The sequence below is a fragment of the Flavobacterium humi genome, assembly GCF_004745595.1.
Classification (GTDB): domain Bacteria; phylum Bacteroidota; class Bacteroidia; order Flavobacteriales; family Flavobacteriaceae; genus Flavobacterium; species Flavobacterium humi.
Genome location: NZ_SRLH01000009.1, coordinates 130284 through 148741 on the forward strand (window position 1 = coordinate 130284; position 18458 = coordinate 148741).

18 protein-coding genes and 1 tRNA gene are annotated in these 18458 nt (G+C 34.5%); 4 read left to right on the forward strand and 15 right to left on the reverse strand.

Features of this window, described 5'->3' with window-relative positions:
* The first annotated feature begins 158 nt into the window (after positions 1-158).
* Positions 159-1721: a ribonuclease Y gene (gene rny / locus E4635_RS15045; RefSeq protein WP_135527528.1), complete on the forward strand. Its 1563-nt coding sequence runs from the start codon at positions 159-161 to the stop codon at positions 1719-1721.
* A gap of 74 nt (positions 1722-1795) precedes the next feature.
* On the opposite strand, the gene E4635_RS15050 is transcribed toward rny, so the two are convergent.
* The 5 genes from E4635_RS15050 to E4635_RS15070 all read right to left on the reverse strand — a co-directional run bounded on the left by E4635_RS15050 (position 1796) and on the right by E4635_RS15070 (position 7222).
* Positions 1796-2461, reverse strand: coding sequence for a flavin reductase family protein (locus tag E4635_RS15050; protein ID WP_135527529.1), 666 nt, complete (start codon positions 2459-2461; stop codon positions 1796-1798).
* Positions 2462-2621: 160 nt separating this feature from the next.
* Complete coding sequence (locus tag E4635_RS15055; protein ID WP_135527530.1) at positions 2622-3401, reverse strand: hypothetical protein; 780 nt, start codon at positions 3399-3401, stop codon at positions 2622-2624.
* An 85-nt stretch (positions 3402-3486) separates the two neighbouring features.
* Positions 3487-5154, reverse strand: a complete 1668-nt coding sequence (locus tag E4635_RS15060) for a S8 family serine peptidase (protein ID WP_135527531.1) — start codon at positions 5152-5154, stop codon at positions 3487-3489.
* A 61-nt stretch (positions 5155-5215) separates the two neighbouring features.
* Positions 5216-5434 (reverse strand): hypothetical protein, encoded by a 219-nt coding sequence (locus tag E4635_RS15065; protein ID WP_135527532.1) that lies wholly within the window; start codon positions 5432-5434, stop codon positions 5216-5218.
* Between the two features lie 96 nt (positions 5435-5530).
* Positions 5531-7222 (reverse strand): helix-turn-helix domain-containing protein, encoded by a 1692-nt coding sequence (locus E4635_RS15070; protein ID WP_135527533.1) that lies wholly within the window; start codon positions 7220-7222, stop codon positions 5531-5533.
* A 392-nt stretch (positions 7223-7614) separates the two neighbouring features.
* On the opposite strand from E4635_RS15070, the gene E4635_RS15075 reads away from it, so the two are divergent.
* Entirely contained in the window at positions 7615-9156 is a 1542-nt protein-coding gene (locus E4635_RS15075; protein WP_135527534.1) for a hypothetical protein, read from the forward strand.
* Positions 9157-9502: 346 nt separating this feature from the next.
* On the opposite strand, the gene E4635_RS15080 is transcribed toward E4635_RS15075, so the two are convergent.
* The 8 genes from E4635_RS15080 to E4635_RS15115 form a co-directional block, all read right to left on the reverse strand.
* On the reverse strand, positions 9503-10681 hold the full coding sequence (locus tag E4635_RS15080) for a DUF3570 domain-containing protein (RefSeq protein WP_135527535.1): 1179 nt from the start codon (positions 10679-10681) through the stop codon (positions 9503-9505).
* A gap of 17 nt (positions 10682-10698) precedes the next feature.
* Entirely contained in the window at positions 10699-10884 is a 186-nt protein-coding gene (locus E4635_RS15085) for a DUF4266 domain-containing protein (protein WP_394345981.1), read from the reverse strand.
* A 44-nt stretch (positions 10885-10928) separates the two neighbouring features.
* A complete protein-coding gene (locus E4635_RS15090; RefSeq protein WP_246020815.1) occupies positions 10929-11879 on the reverse strand; it encodes an FAD:protein FMN transferase in 951 nt (316 codons plus the stop codon).
* The gene (locus E4635_RS15095) at positions 11863-12297 is read right to left on the reverse strand and encodes a thioredoxin family protein (protein WP_135527537.1); all 435 of its coding nucleotides are present in this window, start codon (positions 12295-12297) and stop codon (positions 11863-11865) included. Before E4635_RS15095 ends, E4635_RS15090 begins: the two co-directional genes overlap by 17 nt.
* Before the next feature lie 198 nt (positions 12298-12495).
* The gene (locus E4635_RS15100) at positions 12496-12876 is read right to left on the reverse strand and encodes a hypothetical protein (RefSeq protein ID WP_135527538.1); all 381 of its coding nucleotides are present in this window, start codon (positions 12874-12876) and stop codon (positions 12496-12498) included.
* A gap of 530 nt (positions 12877-13406) precedes the next feature.
* Entirely contained in the window at positions 13407-14261 is an 855-nt protein-coding gene (locus tag E4635_RS15105; protein WP_135527539.1) for a HEPN domain-containing protein, read from the reverse strand.
* A gap of 25 nt (positions 14262-14286) precedes the next feature.
* Positions 14287-15558: an AbiH family protein gene (locus E4635_RS15110; protein ID WP_135527540.1), complete on the reverse strand. Its 1272-nt coding sequence runs from the start codon at positions 15556-15558 to the stop codon at positions 14287-14289.
* A 352-nt stretch (positions 15559-15910) separates the two neighbouring features.
* Positions 15911-15984: transfer RNA gene (locus E4635_RS15115), tRNA-Met, on the reverse strand.
* 146 nt (positions 15985-16130) lie between these two features.
* On the opposite strand from E4635_RS15115, the gene E4635_RS15120 reads away from it, so the two are divergent.
* Positions 16131-16523 carry an START-like domain-containing protein gene (locus E4635_RS15120; protein WP_135527541.1) on the forward strand — a complete coding sequence of 131 codons (393 nt, stop codon included), beginning with the start codon at positions 16131-16133 and terminating at the stop codon, positions 16521-16523.
* A gap of 55 nt (positions 16524-16578) precedes the next feature.
* Complete coding sequence (locus E4635_RS15125) at positions 16579-17388, forward strand: aminotransferase class IV (RefSeq protein ID WP_135527542.1); 810 nt, start codon at positions 16579-16581, stop codon at positions 17386-17388.
* On the opposite strand, the gene E4635_RS15130 is transcribed toward E4635_RS15125, so the two are convergent.
* Together E4635_RS15130 and E4635_RS15135 are read right to left on the reverse strand one after the other, a co-directional pair.
* Complete coding sequence (locus E4635_RS15130; RefSeq protein ID WP_135527543.1) at positions 17385-17945, reverse strand: YqgE/AlgH family protein; 561 nt, start codon at positions 17943-17945, stop codon at positions 17385-17387. The genes E4635_RS15125 and E4635_RS15130 overlap by 4 nt on opposite strands.
* A gap of 115 nt (positions 17946-18060) precedes the next feature.
* The gene (locus E4635_RS15135) at positions 18061-18336 is read right to left on the reverse strand and encodes an HU family DNA-binding protein (protein WP_135527544.1); all 276 of its coding nucleotides are present in this window, start codon (positions 18334-18336) and stop codon (positions 18061-18063) included.
* Between the last annotated feature and the right edge of the window lie 122 nt (positions 18337-18458).

Below are 18458 nucleotides of genomic sequence, written 5' to 3' on the forward strand. Positions count from 1 at the left end.
AACTCAACACTAACAAATTAAAATGAGCGAATCATCACAACTATAGCAGGCCTTTCAGTAGGAAGCTTGAACTGTGAGTTAGCTCAAAACTTGTCGATACGAGTTTATGCAATTCTCCTAATGTAGGTTTTTTTATACTTTAAACATAGAAAACAAACATGGACATTTTAACAATAATTATTGGAATAGCAATAGGAATGGCAGGCGGTTTTGGAATTGCAAAATTCCTGGAAAAAAGCAATGTTTCCAATTTAATTAAAAACGCAAAAAAAGAAGCCTCTTCCATTTTAAAAGACGCCAATCTTGAAGCGGAAAACATCAAGAAAGATAAAATCCTGCAAGCCAAGGAAAAATTTATCGAACTGAAATCGGAACACGAGCAGGTAATCCTTTCCCGCGACCGCAAAGTAGCGGAAGTGGAAAAAAGGGTGCGCGACAAAGAATCACAGGTTTCCAACGAATTGGCCAAAGCCAAAAAAGTAAACGATGATTTTGAGGCGAAAACCAACGAATACCAGGCAAAAATCGAATCGCTGGAAAAGAAAAGCGCAGAGATTGACAAAATGCACAAAAGCCAGGTGGAACAGCTGGAGGTTATTTCAGGCCTTTCAGCGGAAGATGCTAAAAACCAATTGGTAGAAAGCCTAAAAGCCGAAGCCAAAACCAATGCTATGGGCTACATCCAGGAAACTCTGGAGGAAGCCAAACTTACGGCACAGCAGGAAGCCAAAAAAATCATCATCAACACGATCCAGCGTGTGGGAACGGAAGAAGCGGTAGAAAACTGCGTTTCTGTTTTCAACATTGAATCCGATGACGTAAAAGGACGTATCATTGGCCGCGAAGGCCGTAACATCCGTGCCATTGAAGCCGCTACCGGTGTTGAAATCATTGTAGACGATACGCCTGAGGCGATTATCCTTTCCTGTTTTGACCCTGTGAGAAGGGAAATTGCACGATTGGCTCTGCACAAATTAGTAACGGACGGACGTATCCACCCGGCACGAATTGAAGAAGTAGTGGCCAAAACAACCAAACAGATTGACGATGAAATCATCGAAGTCGGAAAACGTACCGTAATTGATTTGGGAATCCACGGATTGCACCCGGAATTGATTAAAGTAGTAGGACGTATGAAATACCGTTCTTCTTACGGACAAAACCTGTTGCAGCACTCGCGTGAAGTATCCAAACTGTGCGGAATTATGGCAGCAGAACTGGGATTGAACGTAAAATTGGCCAAAAGAGCCGGTTTATTGCACGATATCGGTAAAGTTCCGGACACGGAAAGCGATTTGCCACACGCACTATTAGGAATGCAGTGGGCTGAAAAATACGGTGAAAAAGAAGAGGTTTGCAACGCCATCGGAGCACACCACGATGAGATTGAGATGAAATCATTGCTCTCTCCTATCGTTCAGGTTTGTGATGCCATTTCAGGAGCAAGACCGGGCGCAAGACGCCAGGTATTGGATTCTTACATCCAGCGTCTGAAAGACTTGGAAGATATCGCTTACGGATTCAACGGTGTGAAAAGCGCGTACGCCATCCAGGCCGGAAGGGAATTGCGTGTTATTGTAGAAAGCGAAAAAGTAAGCGACGACAATGCGTCTAACCTTTCTTTCGAGATCTCGCAAAAAATACAAACAGAAATGACCTACCCTGGCCAGGTGAAAATTACGGTTATCCGAGAGACGAGAGCTGTAAACATTGCCAAATAATATACATTTCAGATACTAAAAAAGACCGCAGTTGCGGTCTTTTTTTATTTAGTTTCCTTTGCTTTTTCTCTGATTCAACCATTCAACACTACTTCCCTATCCCGGGTGTTGTACAGGTTTTCGGGTATTTCCGCAAGTGTAGAAGCATGGACTTTGCTGCCCACCGTATAAAACTCCTGGAAACTCATGATCAGCGGTTTCCATTTGTCCGGATCCACCCGGTTCGGATTGTCCTCAAAAACAATGGACTCGTCCAGGTACACCCTTGTTATTCGCAATTCGACGGTTATGATTTTGCCGTGTTGGCTTGCATCATCTTCCGCCAATCCGTGGATGGCTTCCACTATGGCTTCCATTTGGACGGCGCATTCCTGCACCCTAAAAGGTTTTACGGTTTCGGAGGGTACTTTTCCAAATCCGGCCGTTTCAAATTTATGTTCCTCAAAACGATAGCCTTTCATTTTTTTGCCTTCCGGCACAGGATTGGAACCGGTGGTTTTGGCCAGCCGATTTACTGCTTCGGCCTGGTGTACCGAAGGAAGGTTGACAACGCATTCTTTGGTGCGTATCAGGTTTTGTGCGGTTTGCGATGCCGTACCTAGGCCTATGATACATCGCCAGCCTAACCAAAAGACGGAGGATATGGGCGCCAGGTTGCATGTCCCCACAGGGTTTTTAGTGCTTATTAGCGCGACTGGTGTCCCGAAATACAAAATGGACGGATAACTTTTAGTATGCATGATTGAGTGTTTTAAGTGACAAAAATCCTGCTTTTTGGTGTGTTGGGAAATCCGGAAGTTGCGGTGTTGTGGCAAAATTGTTTGGGATTATTTTTTTGCCACAGCAGAAAACAAGCAGCACAACTTTAGATATTATGACTGTAACCGATTTTGTATTTAATTACCTTAAAGAAACTGATTCGAGTGTATATATTTTTTGCATTCCTTTTATCATATCCGAATACTCCACAATCTCCAAAGGGTAATATTGTAGGATGATTTCCCGGTCGTTGATTACAGGATGGAAATCCGACTTGATTTTATCTGTAACCCACATTTCACGGGTAATTGTATAAGAACTCATGAAACTACTATAATCTGATAATTCCGGTTCGGAGAATGTGTAGGTAACTTTAAAACAACTATAACCATTGATATCCTTGGCCTGGTTTTTGAATTCATTTACTTCTTTTATGTTGTTTTCAGAATACTTAAAAACCTCATCTGCATCATCCACCAATCCTTTGGTTTTGACGTTAATCTCTAAAGCCATTTCTTCTAAATCATTACGGATTTTATATTTTTTCACTATTTTACCCTGGTATTCGAGGCAAAATTTCACATTATCATCTTCAACTGCTACATAGTCCAGTAATTGGGCAAAGGAAAATTCATTTGTTTTTATAGCTTGATTTATTTTAACTGTATCTACGGGGATTCCGGCAAATCTGCGTTCAATTATAGCGGATTCTTTCATGTCCTTTATAAATTCTTTTTGATACTCTTTCTTGGACTGATGGAATAATTCCGAATCTGTAATATCTATTTTACAGTGAAAGACAATTGCTCCTTTTTGAGGGACAATTGTTTTGGTTTGTGCTGTTCCCGAAAAGGCAACCAACAATAGTGCTATTACGATATTAAATTTTGTCAAAATGTCTTTGTAGTTTATAATGCTCATTTCTTTATAGGTTGATCCAAATTTTCTAATATCACGTATCAGTATAATAACGAACAGTAAAATGGGGAAAAATTTCATATTCAAATCAATTACTACTTTTCTTTTTACTCATTTCTTTGGCCATCAACAAAGCATTATAAACATTTACAACTTTTCCAGTTTTGGACAATTCTTTAAAAGGTTTCAAAATACCTTCCTTGTTGTCTGGTAATAATACTTGTAAATTATCAAATGAAATACCTGAATCTAATATGATTTTCTTTACTTCAGAAGCTTTTAATTTGGGGTAATAAGAGCGAACTAATGCAGCTACTCCGGAAACAACAGGTCCAGAGATTGAAGTGCCGTCGCGATAAGAATAGCCCATGATTGGGTCGGTAGTTTTTAGAAAATACCCTGGAGCAAAAATATCAACTGTTTGTTTTCCATAATTGGTAAAATAAGCTAGGAAGTATTTATCTCCATCAAGTGTAATAGCTCCTACTTTTATGAAATTATTACAGAATTCTTCTCCTGTTCTTTCATCATAATCAATCGGATAAAAGGGTTTAACATCATTATCTCGGGAATTATTTCCTGCTCCGGCAATTAATAAAACATCATGTTTTTCTGCATATAGAAAAGCTTCCTTCATCCAATCAGAATGATCTCCTACAGAGTTTCCAAAACTCATATTGATAATTTTCGCCCCGTTATCGACAGCATAATGAATTGCTAAATTTATATCTTTCTCATTTTCATAGCCTCCATAAGGAACTGCTAATATTGGCATAATCTTTATTTGATCACTAAACCCTTCAATTCCTATTTTATTTGCTCTGTTGGCACCAATAACTCCACTAACAATTGTACCGTGATACGTCCATTTTGCGTTGCCTGAAACATTATTGTTGCCATAATTTCTGTCTGCTAAATCCAAATCGTTATCACCTATAAGCTCCCTGTCATTATAATCTTCATTGTAACTTGTCCTGGCTTTATCCAATACTTTAATGCTATCATTTAGCAGTTCTTTATAATCTTTACCTAATCTTAAATAATTTCTAAGAGTTAAAACATCCTCGGTTACTGGTGATTTTTCTTTTTGACATTTTATATAAAGGTTGATGAGTTCATCTATAGTAAAATTACTTTTATGGAATTGGGCCTCTACTTTTTTTGAACTTTCTCTATATAATTTTAGATTCTCACTGGCATATCTTTTTAAATCATTTAAGTCTTCTAAATCATTTTGGAATTGTTTTTTTACCTTTATGTATAAAAGAGAATCTTCAATATTCCCATTAAAGACAGGAGAATGTGAGTATTTCTTTTTTAAATTCCTTAAAATCCTGATTGGCGTTGTATTAGCATAGGATATAGATTCTCCTTTACGATTTCCTAAAAAATTCCATCCATGAATATCATCAATATAGCCATTGTGGTCATCGTCAATACCGTTATTAGGGATTTCCTTTTTATTAATCCATATATTCGGTTTTAAGTCTTCATGATTGATGTCAATATCAGTGTCAATCACTGCTACAATAATCTCTTTCCCTTTTTTGTTTTTAATTATTTCTTTGTATGCCCGGTTTAAGCTTGTTCCCGCCAGCGTATCTTTTTCAATATCTAAATGATGCCATTCAGACCTAACATTGAGAGGCAATTCATTTCTATAAATAGTCAAAGGAGTTTTAATATAATTGAGTGTTGACTGTCCGTAATTCTTGGCACAAAAAAGAAGTAAAACTATGTAGGTATATTTTATCATAAAAGAAATTTAAAGTAAATAAGAATGAGACTTTCATTTTTTTGAAAGCCTCATTAAAAATTTAACGTCCACCGCCAGTTGGTCTAGTAGGAGGATCAATAATACCTCCATCACTCCCATCACCAGTTCCTCCTGTACCTCCCGTGCCACCTGTACCATCCCCCAGACCATTATTTCCTGTATTAGTACCTCCGTCACCTCCAACGATTACTTTACTATTTTCTATTCTAAATAATTCGAAACTAGAAAGATTCTTAATTTGGTTTTTTAATTTTCTCATTTGAATTGAATTTTTAAAAATTACGTTTCAAAACTACCGGTCTTTACATTAGTAAGCAAATACTTGTTATATCAATTCGCGAATTGATAGTTTATTTTATTGCAAATTATTGTTTCTTAATTCTTTAATAAAATCAGAAGGATTCATTTTTGTATGATTAGCGAAAGCTCTAGTAAAAGTTTGCACACTATTAAATCCACACATTTCTGACAAAGCTTGAATAGTATAGTTCAAATACTTTTTATCAGTTTCCAATTTCTCCAAGACATATTTAATACGAAGTGTATTTATGTATTGTATAAAATTAGTGTTTTTTGTTTCGTTGATTACTTTCGACAAATAGTTTGAATTCGTTTTAAATTCTAAAGAAAGTGAATCAATGGTATATTCATTATTGAGATATGATTTTTTAATTTCAAACTTTTTTAAAGAGTCAATAATGTGTTTTACGACATTTTCATCAATATTGGAAAGAGAACTTTTTCTTGTGGGTAACTTTAAGCTTTTGTCTTTCTCCTTATTTGAGATTTCTTTTTCTTTGATGTAGGAGTCAAATAGCTCCTTTTGCTTTTGAAGTTCTTTGTTCTTTTTGGTTTTATTTATAAATAACAGATAAAATAGCGTAACGATTCCCGAGAACAAAATAGAAACGATTATAATAAATTCAATCTTCTCTTCTTTTAGAGCTGAAATTGTATCCTGTTTCGATTTTATAACTTGTTGGATATCATAATTTTTGCTTATTTTATCAGTTATGTATTTGTAATTCTCATCAAGGACTTTGTCTGCCTTAATAAACTGCTCTGAATAGTACAATACTTTTTTATAATCACCTTGATTTTTATAATAGTCTATTAAACGATTATAAGCGGTAATTGTAAGCTGGTAAATATTTTTTCTAGCATTAAAAATTGAATCTACTTTACTATAATAAGAAATAGATGCACTATTTTGATGAAGTTTTTGATAGCACTCTCCTAAATAGAAACAGTTTTCAGCATAATTAGAAAAATCATCATTTCTTTTAATGACTTTTAGCGGACTTTCTAAATCAGTTATTGCTCTCTGGTATTGCCCTCGTTTAAAATAATTTTTACCTCTGTTTGAAATAAAATAAAAATTGTAGAAATTACCATCATTGTAATTTTTACAGGCATCCATACCTTTTTTTACATATTCTTCAGACAAACTAATATTATCAGTCCTATGGTATAGTTCACTTAAACCAAGAACATATCTTAAATAATTTGGAGAGTTATTGGTTTTAGCATTTCTCTCGCATTTTTTATAAATTGCAATGGCTTCATCGTATTTTCCCTGAGTACTTTTTATTGCGCCAATTTTAAAATTAATTCTATCTTCTAATTCTTCAGATACTTTCGGATATTCATTGGCAATTAAAAAGCAATTTAAAGCCTCTTTTGCATTTCTTGCATCATCATATATACATCCTCTTATCCAATATAGAAGCGAAAGGTCTTCTGGCCTGTATCGTTTAGCAATTGATATGGCAGAGTCGGAATATTTTAAATTTAAAACCAGATTATTAGTCGCCCTCCCTACAAAAAAATAACCATCAATTATTTCTTTTTTGTTATTCTCCTTTTTTGCCTTTATAAGATAGGCTTGGCTACGTAAACTGGTGTTTTTCTGATTACTGTTATCTTTTTCTATGATTTTCTTCAATTTATCATAACCATTTTTTTCTAACGAATCAATTGTTTGTGCGAAAGAAAAAGTGCCTTTCAAAAAAAACAAAGTGACTATTAATATAACAGGATATTTCATACAAATTACCGAATGTAACGGCAAAAATAATGTTTTTATACTAATGACCTAGTTATTAGAATACTTTATCATATCAATTCCCGAATTAGAAGATATCAATTCCTGAATTGATAAAAACAACATTTGGATTATGACAATTCTTACATTTAATTTGCCTGACAAACAATCAAAACATTCATTTTGAAAGACTTATAAATTCCAGTAGCTACGAATTTTGCAGGATTTGTCTTTTATCCTAAAGAAAATAAGAAGAGACATGCCGTTTACTTTTAAGTTGGATTATGTAAATGGCATTATGAGTAAATCTGAGAAAAAACAGTCATACTCTTATAATTGTTTGGACAACGAAAAATATGACTGCTAGTATTAAATAAGTTAAAACAAAACGATTTATGAAAAAAGCTATATTATTAAAGATATCAATGTGTTTTGCATTACTCACTCTTATGAGCTGTGAAAAAGATGCTGACATACAATTAGAAAACGATCAGAATTTAAGGGTTACCGAAAAAAGTTTTGATGAATTAACACAAGATTTGAAATTTAAAAGTGCTATTGCAAAAGTTCTTAAAAAAGCAAATATAAACAGTCGCACAGCTATGGAAAATCAATATGGTTTTTCAATTGCTGACTTACCGGCAAAAGTTATCACATCCGAATCAACTACTTCATATACGTTATTGATTGAAAGGGACAATCAAAGTGAATCGTATTTTGAAAATTTAGTAATTAAAGTAAATTCTCAAAATTCTATTTCGGCGAGTATCTTAAAATATACGCCAACAAAAATAACTGCATATCCCCAGCACAATTCTTTTACTTTTGAGGGAACAAGAAGTCTTACTTCAATAGAAGTTAATTCCCATTCTTTTGAGTCAAAACCTGAGAATAATTATGTCACTCAAGGTTGTTTAGAAATTACTACCATAATGTGTAATTGGGGAGGTACTGAGCATCCTGCAGGTCATAATTGTACGCAGACTTATCCAGTAACAATGTCGTTTTGTTGGGATGACCCGGAAAGCGATTCAGGTGGTGGTGATTATTCCGGTGGTGATACAAGTGGTAACGGAAGTGGTGGTGACTATTCAGGAGGAGGTGGAGCTGGAGACACTTCAGGTGGTAATGGAACAAACGATCCTATTGAAGGTGACACTTCTGAAATTAATGACCCAATGATGACTTCACCTATTAGTCCAAATCTTGGCTCGCCTCAAGCCATTCTCACTTCACAGACTAATGCTTATATTAATACACTTCCTAATAATTTAACATCGTTAGTTCAAGTGAACAATTTTATCTTTCCAGCCATTTTAAATTTGGTTACACAGGATGGATTGAACACCCAAACTAAAGAAATTATTAGAAATGCATTGCTGAAATTTAAGAAATTAGAACAATTCCAATCATCTACAATGACAACTGATGAACTAATTAAATTTAAAAAGAGTATCTTTCAATTTCTAATTTCGCATCCTGATTATGACTTTGAGATAGATAACAGTTTAACTGCACAGAACTCATTAAATCTTGATAGTATGAACGAATTTGAAAGTTTTTTAGATTCGTGTGAAGAAGAAAGTACTAATTTTGAATATATACAAAATCAATCTCAAAAAACAGCTAAAGTAAAATTAGCGATGGTAGGGCCTCTCGGAGGAATAAATTTTAATATCATTCAGAATATTTCACCAAGCTATTCAGTAGAGAATGTAACTTCAACATGTTATGGTTTTACGCTTGCATTTAGTTGGGCACAGACAGGTTTTGATAAAGCAATAGTTAATAATAATGCCATTATTAATGTTTATGGAGATATTAATTATAACGTTTTTATGGAAGGATTAGGAACAGTTTGGACGCAGCCCAAACAAATTAGAGTTAAAACAAATACAACAAACGGCCAAATAATTTCAGCAACAACAATAAAATAAAAAAATATGGAAAAACAGATAAATGATTTTAATTTACCATTACTTATATGGCAGATTATAGTAGTGGTAATAATAGTTGGCATTGTGCTTTTTGTTGCTAAGCTTGTCAGAAAAAAAAGGAATAACCTATAGTAAACCAAAATAATAATGGGGCTGAGCCCCATTATTATTTAATTTATCGCGTGATTTATGAAACTCATTATTTGTGGCAATTTTTTTTCTCTTAACCATTTTTACCACAGTTTTTGTGGCAAAATCTTTCGGGATTGTTTTTTGCCACAACTAAAGGAATCAATCACACCTGCTCATAAAAAAAGCTACTCTTTCGAGTAGCTCTCTTTTAATTTTATTTGTATTTAATGTTGAGACTTATAATATTGGAAACCATATTAGTTGTTTTTGTATAATGCCCATATCTCAGTTCGAGGGTATTGAAATGCCTAATGCCAAAGACCCCTTTTAGTGGTGTAAATTTCATGCCCATACCCAAAAAGCTGCTGTTGAATTTCGATAAATCATAATTGCTGGTATAGAATTCATCTGCTGCCGTATGTTCTGCGTAAGGTTTAAAATATTTAGTTCCCGTTTGGGTATAATACCTGTAAAACGGACTCACTGAAAATACTGCCGATAGTTTCACAGGGACTTCGACATCTGCCGTATGTGCCCTTAAGCTCCAATCATCAGAATAGTACCTGTAATAAGCCCGTATTATAACATTATCACCCATAAAATAACTGGCTCTTACTGCCAAAGGTATTTTTAGCCTTGAATCCGGCAGTTTTTCCTGATGTACAGAATTGTCAGCAAAATATACCCTGTGAAAAGGAAGGCTTAAGTAACCGCTCTGGGTTATTACATCTGCCAGGAACATGAGCTGAAAGTTTTGGTTTACGATCTGGGCATAACTCAGGGATCCTGCAAAAGTATTGCGCGAAGCTGTATCATACCCTTCTTTTGTCCGCAACTCGATTGGCGCAATTAATTTTACCTGGTCCAGGAAGGCCTGGAATTTTGCGGAAAATTCACCGCTGCGGTCTTTTGTTTTTTTGGAATAACTAATGTTTCCGCCGAAAGACTGGTAATCGAATTCTGTCGATGAAGATATACCGGCTCCAAAAGTATTTCCTTTGGCCTCATTTTCCATAGTATAGCTTACCGAAGGATAAAAACGGATATCGCTTGAGGATGCTGAGGAATTGGCACTAAGATCGATCATATCAGAAGAAGCAGAGGTATAATGGTCTATACCCGCTTCAACATCCCAGGTATGTTTTTTACCCGATTTACCGTATTTTACCAATTTGACATCAATAGTATTGGCAATATCCGTAAGCTTTTCAGAACCAATACCTCCCGTAACAACTGCATTATTGCCATTTTGCGAGTAATAGCTGGAGATGAGATTGACTTCCTCAACTTTTAATTTTGTGCTTTTGTACCCTGTAGAATCTGTTGGCGTATCCTGTGCACTCAAACGGAATATTCCGAGTAATGCAAATCCTGTAATGACTATTCTTTTCATCTTTACTTTTGTGGGAATTAATTACAGCCACAGCCTCCGCCGCTTTTTCCTGCATTAGCCCCGGAAGCTCCTTCTCGGTAGGATTGAAAGCTCAATTCTGTCTTTTCGATTTTCCTGTTGGAAAGGACCATTTCAGAATCGTTTATCTTTCCTTTTTGATATTCTTTTACCGAAGTGCAGGAGGTTAGCAAAACACTTGTCATGGCAAGGCTACAAAGCAGTGCTGGAATTTTTGAAACTCTTTTTTTCATTTCAGGTTAATGTTTTTTGAAGTGTAAATCGTATTGTTGTCGTCAATGATAATGCAATATATATCCGGGATTTGATCTATTAAATACAAACCTGCCTTGATCCCCATAACGGCTATTGGGGTTGCCATTGCATCTGCAAACTCGGCATTGGCTGCAATGACAGTGACACTTTTTATTCCGGTTATTGGCAATCCTGTTTTAGGATTAATCGTATGCGAATATTTTGTACCCTTAATAGTTACGAATTTTTCATAATTCCCGGAAGTAGCGACTGCTTTATCGGATACCTCCATATACGAAAAAGGAGCAGCCGGTGCATCAGGATCGGCTACACCAATGGTCCATTTTTTGCCATTAGGCTGGAATCCCCATGCGCTCAAATCTCCACTGGCATTAATAATTCCGCTTTGGACATTGTGCTTAAGCAACACTAGTTTGGCCATTTCAGCTGCATATCCTTTTCCTATTCCCCCAAAACCAATCCGCATTCCTTTTTCTTTTAAAAATACAGTTGTGTTTTCTTTGTCAAGGATAATATTCCGGTAATCAATAAGATGCACCATTTTTAAAGCTGTAGCAGCATCTGGCAGTTTGGTCATTGATTTGTCAAAATTCCAAAGACTCTTATCAATGCTTCCGTAAGAAATATCAAATGCACCTTGTGTTATTTTAGAAATCCCAATACATCTTTCAATGAGATTGAAAACTTCAAGACTTACTGTAACTGGTCGGATTCCTGCGTTTTCATTAATCAGATTGGTTTGGCTGTCATTCTTATAAGTAGTCAAAAGCTGTTCAATCCTCCTGATTTCTGCAACAGCAAGACAAATACTTTCATTTCCTTCCTTCTCATTTTCAGCCACAACTGTAATAGTAAACTGGTTTCCCATGAGCTTCAGGGATTGCGAGTATTGCTGCAATTGCACTATGTTATTTTTTGCTGTCACAAATTGCTTTTATTTCGGCAGTCCATTGTTCAGGAGTAGTTTCCGGTTTACCACTCCAGGTTTTTAGTACTTTGCCATCAGCGTTTAGAAGCAGGGTTAGAGGGAAACTCCCTTCTTTATTATATATTTCGGCTAAAGCCTCATTACGTCTGACCTGTTCAGGGGTTCCTATGTTTTTCTTTTTTCTTGGAAAATCAGCATTAACAAGCACCAGGTTTTCATTTGCCATATCAGTAAAAACCTGACTTTCAATGTATTCTTTGCGTAGTAGAATGCATGGCCCACACCAATCAGAACCGGAGAAGTTCAACAAAATCAATTCATTTTTTTCTTTTGCAATTTTTTTAGCATTATTAAAATCTGGCTCCCATTGTACCGGAAGTGCTAGTAGTAAAAGGAATAGTGCAATTAGTTTCATTTTTTAATTTTATTTTTAGATACTTACTAAATAACGGATTATACTCTATTTTGTTTTTTGCCTTTCTTAAGATTACATTAATTTTTTAAGAAGTGGAAACACCTAAAAAACGGTCTGCCAAAACAGATAAAGGCTCCACATTAAGCATTTCACTCTAATAATAACTTTTCGATTCCCATTGTATTTAATTGCTTACACTTATTCGGGATCATTGTTAATTTTCTTTACACCGCCGAAATTTGTTTTTAATAATTCCTTTATTTGAAACTGGGTTTTGTTACGGCAGGCATTCTTCCAATCTTTATAATCATAAATATGAATCTGTTGTGCATAAATATTGGTTGTAAATGCAATTCTGGAGATTAAAAACTTATATTGTTTTACCATATGGGAAATATGCCGGTCCGGAACCACAATAAGTATTGTTTCCCAAGTAAGATAATCTTTCGGAATATCCTCTCTTTGATTGAGTCCTAGGTATTCAAAAAAAGCAATTATTTTTTGATCATTCAGCTTATCAATCTTTGCATCTATATTTTTAATAACCTGTAAAACCTTTTCATCTGCAATACTATCCATTGCTGTAATTTCTACTTTTAGAATTTCCAAATAAAATTACCATAAAATAATATCCGTTATAAAAAAAACCGGTTAGAATGATTCTAAATTTTATACTGCTTTGTAGATTAGAATTGCTGAAGAAGTTATCTTCCATTTGTGGCAAAATTTTTTGAAATTATTTTTTTGCCACAACTTTTGTGGCAATTTTTTTCTGTTACACTTTTTTGCCACAGTTTTTGTGGCAAAATTGTTTGATTTATTTTTTTTGCCACAACTCAAAGAAAACAATCATTATCAAAAACAAAAAAACCCTAACTAATCAAATAGTTAGGGTTTTTCTTGTAGCGAAGACGGGAGTTGAACCCGTGACCTCAGGGTTATGAACTAATATTAGACGCGGTAATTGTTTGTATCGTGTTTAGTATTAGGATTTTTAAAAGCTAATACTGTTTTGATACGTTTTTAGCTTTTTTCATCACTCCATTTTGCAACTCCTTATTTTTCTATTATTATGGTAAAATTTACCCCTAGAATTATTGTTGTATACTCTATTTAAAAATAGCAGTTTCAAAGTCTTCTTCATTAATAACTTTGTTATTTTCAATCATGGAAACAACTAATTCAGCAAGTAAACTAAAAGAGCCAATTAATGCTTTTTCAATTTCAGATTCTTTTATGTTAGAGCCATGGACAACTTTTGAGCGCAAGCCGTATAGGCTTTTGATTTCTTTAAATTTTATAACTCTTTTCTCACCTCGTTCGCATAGTAATGATGATATACTTAATGATAACCGGTAAGTAATTTCTGTTGAAACATCAACTATACTTTCAATTGCTGCCCAAATAATTGCAATAGCACTTTTGATATCCACGCAATATCTCCAAGAATTTATTACTTCTATTGCATATCTAAATTTTTCATACTTAAATGCTAAAACATTGCATATCTCAAAATGCTTTCTAATCCAATCTATATCTACGTTGTGAATTTCGGTTTCTTGCAGGTTTTTTGCTTGAATCATACTAACGTGATAATCGCAAAGACCTGCTTGGATATCTTTAGGGTCTTTCAAATTGTTCCAAGAACGATTTAATAAAGCAACTGAATTGATTCCTGTTTTATTTCTTAAGACAAATAAAGTATTTAGTAGCCAAGCTCTATTTAAAATATCATAACCAAAAGTGGATTCATTTTCTGAGCTGACGATTTCAAATGTATTTTGTAGATAGCAGAAAGGTTCAACTAATGACCATTCTTTAAAACCTTTGGCTCCCAATCCTGCTAATTCAAATACTGATAATTTGCTAATCTTTCTGATGGTTAGATATGGTAATATTTCTATTTCATTTTCTTTGAAATAGATTCCATTCGCTAAGATAAACCATGTTTCTTTTATTGTCATTAGAAAAAGTGATTGATAGAGAAAATTATGTTAAAGGTTCACAGTATTCTTTATTTACTACCTTGTCTCTCAAAACTGCTTTGTTGCTAAAATTTCTTGTAATGTTTCTTACTATTTCACTGTAGTTGTCATTAGTTGCTCTTTTGTGATAGAAAGGCTTTATTGAAACGCAATTTTTATGTTCAAAAAGGGTACTTAAAAGTGTTCTGTCTGAATTTCCGCAGGAATGTCCAAAAATGAATATTTGGTAGTCGCCACTATTTAAAAACTCTAACAATTTTTTGTAATTATCTGTTTCTAAATACTTAATTGATTTGATATTTTCAAGATAAGTATTGTCGTTTAGATTTTCAATCGATTTATAATCTTCATCTATTTCATCTCCAAAGCCAAAAATGACATTATTATTATCTCTTTGGTTAGTAGTCCCATGAATATGAATTACATTTTTTTCTACATTTCTGTTAAAATTTCCCGAAAGGTCAAGCCAAGAAACGTTATAATATAAATTTTCTGTAAATGTATAATTGAAATTCAAAAATAAAATTTCAGTTGGTTGTAAGTTGAAATAATTAATAGCAGAATCAGAAAGTAATCTTTTTCTTATAGTGTTTATTGGGTCACTTTTTCCTATTGTAGATATTAGAGAACGTTTTTTTTCATTTATATCCTCCATCGTTATGTTTCCAGAATTAATAGCCTTAAGGTCATCCCTAATATTTTGATATTCAAACTCAACTTTTTTGTTAATGGATGCTTCTGTAAAATCTTTTAATTTAAAATCAGAATATACCTTTTTTGTAATAGCTTTTTTTAGATGGTTATTAGCACTGTCTCTGCTAAAGCTTTCATTGAAGGTATGTTCTATTTTTTGTAAATATATTTCTAATAGTTTTTGTATTTCGGTAAAATCATAGTTTAATTGAGCTATCTTATATTTGCATTTTTCATCTTTAAACGACTCTTTTAGTAATAAGTAATACTCATTTTCAATGTCAACCCAATTTTGAATTTGTTTTTTCTGATTTATTTTTTCAAGAAATCTATTTTTAAAAGTTATTAAACTTCCATGTGATTTTAATATTTGAACCAATTCCTCAAAATTAGTAATTGATGACAAATAAATACCTGGCGGTTTTCGGGTTATTTTAAGTTCTGAATTTTCAAAAGTTATTTCTGTAGATGAGCTAATATTCGATATTACATTTGTCCAATAATCGTTAATAAAATCATTATAGCTCGTTCTCATTCCATGAGCTAAATCAAATCCGTTTCCGATAAGTATTATTCTATTCATTTTTTCCTTATTAACCGAACTATTGTATTATCTTTTGTGAAAGTATGAAAATAAAATTGTAAAACAAACGCTAATAAATTTATGCCTATTCTTTTGTTTGGAGCAAGAATAAGGGCCGGGAAACTTATTAATTAATCCCCGATAGCGCGGATTTGCAATCCGTGCCAAGCGTCTAGAAAGGAAATATTTCAAAAAAGGAACTTCTATTAGGCAAATGATTTGTTTTAGAAATTAAGGTCTTGGAATAGTCCTCATTCCAATTCCTCACTTTAAAGCTGTATAGTTTGATGGGTTCAGAATCTAAAAACAACAAAAAAACCCTAACTAATCAAATAGTTAGGGTTTTTTCTTGTAGCGAAGACGGGAGTTGAACCCGTGACCTCAGGGTTATGAATCCTGCGCTCTAACCGACTGAGCTACCTCGCCATGTATTCGGTTATTGCATCTCTCAATGCGGGTGCAAATATAACACTATATTTAAAGGTTGCAAATATATTTTTAAAAAATATTAATGTTAAAAATATTTTTTTTTCAAATCATAATTGTATATATTTCGTAAAAATAAATTTTAAATGGAAACCAAAATACGCTACGAACTCGAATTCCCCATAAACTCCTCACCTCAACTTTTATACCAATACATTTCGACTCCTTCCGGCCTACAGGAATGGTTTGCGGACAATGTCAACTCCCGTGGCGAATTTTTTACCTTTATCTGGAACGATTCCCAGGAAAAAGCCAGGCTGTACTCCAAGAAAACCGGGGAAAAGATCAAATTTAAATGGATTGACGAAGACAACCACGATACGGACTACTTTTTTGAAATGCGCATCCTGGTGGATGAAATCACCAAGGACGTGTCCTTAATGGTTGTGGATTATGCCGAGGAAAACGATATCGAAGAATCAAAGCTACTCTGGGAAAACCAGGTGTCGGACCTGAAACATGTAATTGGTTCTGTCTAGCTTTTAACGTTTATAACCCGTATATTTGCCCTGTAATTTTTTTCAGGGCTTTTTTATGCAACATTCTTTCCTTCAAAACAACCGCGCGTTCCTGTATGGCGATGCCGTTTTTGAAACCGTAAAAATCATAGATGGTAAAATCCTTTTTTTGGAAGATCATTATTTCAGGCTGATGGCTTCGATGCGGATTTTGCGAATGGAAATCCCCATGAATTTCACTATGGAACATTTTGAGAGTGAAATTTTAAGGGCCGTGCAATCCGAAAGTGCCGAAGCTTCAGCCCGGGCAAGGATTACCGTATATCGCAACGATGGTGGGTTTTACCTACCTGTTGACAATACTATTTCCTACCAAATTTCGGTTTCAAAGATTGAAAAACCATTGTATGAATTTGAAAGACAGGCATACGAAGTGGATATCTACAAGGATTTTCATGTCTCGAAGCAACTCATTTCGACACTAAAGACCACTAATAAGCTCATCCATATCACGGGCAGTATTTATGCCGATGAAAACGGTTTGGACAATTGCCTTTTGCTTAACGAAGAAAAAAACGTGGCCGAGGCCCTGCAAGGCAACATTTTTATGCTCAAGGACGGCATTTTAAGCACGCCTCCGCTTTCCGAAGGATGTTTGAACGGCATTATGCGCAAACAAATTTTGACGCTGGCCAGGACCTTTGAAAACATTGAAGTGGCCGAAGCGCCGATTTCTCCTTTTGATTTGCAGAAAGCCGACGAATTATTCCTTACAAACGTGATAAAAGGCATCCAGCCGATAACCAAATACCGCAAAAAGGAATTTGAAACCGTTTTTGCCGGTCAGCTTATGGCGAAATTGAATGCGAAAGTAAGGCTAGGCTAATTGAAAATCGGGTTTTCGGGGGCATTGGACCAAATCAGGTAATCGCCGCCCTGCTCCATAATTTTCTCTTTCCAGAAATCGGTTGAGGATTTTCCAATAATTTTATTGCGGAGGCCGTTTTCGGAAATAATCCAGGAATTCGAATCGAGTTCGTTTTGCAGCTGTTCGGCATCCCATCCCGAATATCCCAGGAAGAAACGGATGTTGTTCCTGCTGATCTTGCCTTCGTTAATCAGGTCTTTGGTCGATTCAAAATCGCCACCCCAAAATATGCCGGAGGAAATCTCGATGCTGTTGGGGATTAATTGAGGGATATTGTGGATAAAATACAAGTTGTCCTGTTCTATGGGACCTCCGTTGTAAATTTTGAAAGTAGCTGTTATTTCCGGTATTAAATCCTGTATGGTGTAACCAAGAGGCTTGTTTAAGATAAATCCTACTGAACCTTCCTCGTTATGGTCAGCTAGTAAAACCACCGATCTATTGAAAGATAAATCCCCTGTAATAGAAGGTTCTGCCACTAGCAAATTTCCTTTTTTTGGCTTTACAGAAATCATGATATTAAGATTTAGACTTAAATTTAACAAAAATTTTAATTATCCACCAAATTAAATCGTTGAAAAGCAAAAAAAAGCCACGCAATGCGTGGCTCTATTCTTTTATAACAAACTATTATTTGTTAACTGATCCTTCTAATTCAGCACCAGCTTTGAATTTCACTACATTTTTAGCAGCAATTTTGATAGTTTTTCCTGTTTGTGGGTTTCTTCCATCTCTTGCAGCTCTAGAAGATACTGACCAAGATCCAAATCCAACAAGAGATACTCTTCCACCTTTTTTCAAAGTACCTTCAACATTTCCTAAAAATGACTCTAAAGCTAGTTTAGCTGCAGCTTTCGTAATTCCTGCATCAGCAGCAATAGCATCGATTAAATCTGATTTGTTCATAATAATTGTTATTAATTGATTGGTTAATATTAATACTTACACCTACAAATTTAATAGGATTTACTTACCATACAACACCTAAGCTATTTTTTTGCTGTTTTTGTTAATAACTTAAGTTCTTT

Coding starts and splice junctions, on each gene's coding strand:
- rny (WP_135527528.1), top strand. CDS start 159: ATGGACATTTTAACAATAATTATTGGAATAGCAATAGGAATGGCAGGC.
- E4635_RS15050 (WP_135527529.1), bottom strand. CDS start 2,461: ATGCATACTAAAAGTTATCCGTCCATTTTGTATTTCGGGACACCAGTC.
- E4635_RS15055 (WP_135527530.1), bottom strand. CDS start 3,401: ATGAGCATTATAAACTACAAAGACATTTTGACAAAATTTAATATCGTA.
- E4635_RS15060 (WP_135527531.1), bottom strand. CDS start 5,154: ATGATAAAATATACCTACATAGTTTTACTTCTTTTTTGTGCCAAGAAT.
- E4635_RS15065 (WP_135527532.1), bottom strand. CDS start 5,434: ATGAGAAAATTAAAAAACCAAATTAAGAATCTTTCTAGTTTCGAATTA.
- E4635_RS15070 (WP_135527533.1), bottom strand. CDS start 7,222: ATGAAATATCCTGTTATATTAATAGTCACTTTGTTTTTTTTGAAAGGC.
- E4635_RS15075 (WP_135527534.1), top strand. CDS start 7,615: ATGAAAAAAGCTATATTATTAAAGATATCAATGTGTTTTGCATTACTC.
- E4635_RS15080 (WP_135527535.1), bottom strand. CDS start 10,681: ATGAAAAGAATAGTCATTACAGGATTTGCATTACTCGGAATATTCCGT.
- E4635_RS15085 (WP_394345981.1), bottom strand. CDS start 10,884: ATGACAAGTGTTTTGCTAACCTCCTGCACTTCGGTAAAAGAATATCAA.
- E4635_RS15095 (WP_135527537.1), bottom strand. CDS start 12,297: ATGAAACTAATTGCACTATTCCTTTTACTACTAGCACTTCCGGTACAA.
- E4635_RS15100 (WP_135527538.1), bottom strand. CDS start 12,876: ATGGATAGTATTGCAGATGAAAAGGTTTTACAGGTTATTAAAAATATA.
- E4635_RS15105 (WP_135527539.1), bottom strand. CDS start 14,261: ATGACAATAAAAGAAACATGGTTTATCTTAGCGAATGGAATCTATTTC.
- E4635_RS15110 (WP_135527540.1), bottom strand. CDS start 15,558: ATGAATAGAATAATACTTATCGGAAACGGATTTGATTTAGCTCATGGA.
- E4635_RS15120 (WP_135527541.1), top strand. CDS start 16,131: ATGGAAACCAAAATACGCTACGAACTCGAATTCCCCATAAACTCCTCA.
- E4635_RS15125 (WP_135527542.1), top strand. CDS start 16,579: ATGCAACATTCTTTCCTTCAAAACAACCGCGCGTTCCTGTATGGCGAT.
- E4635_RS15130 (WP_135527543.1), bottom strand. CDS start 17,945: ATGATTTCTGTAAAGCCAAAAAAAGGAAATTTGCTAGTGGCAGAACCT.
- E4635_RS15135 (WP_135527544.1), bottom strand. CDS start 18,336: ATGAACAAATCAGATTTAATCGATGCTATTGCTGCTGATGCAGGAATT.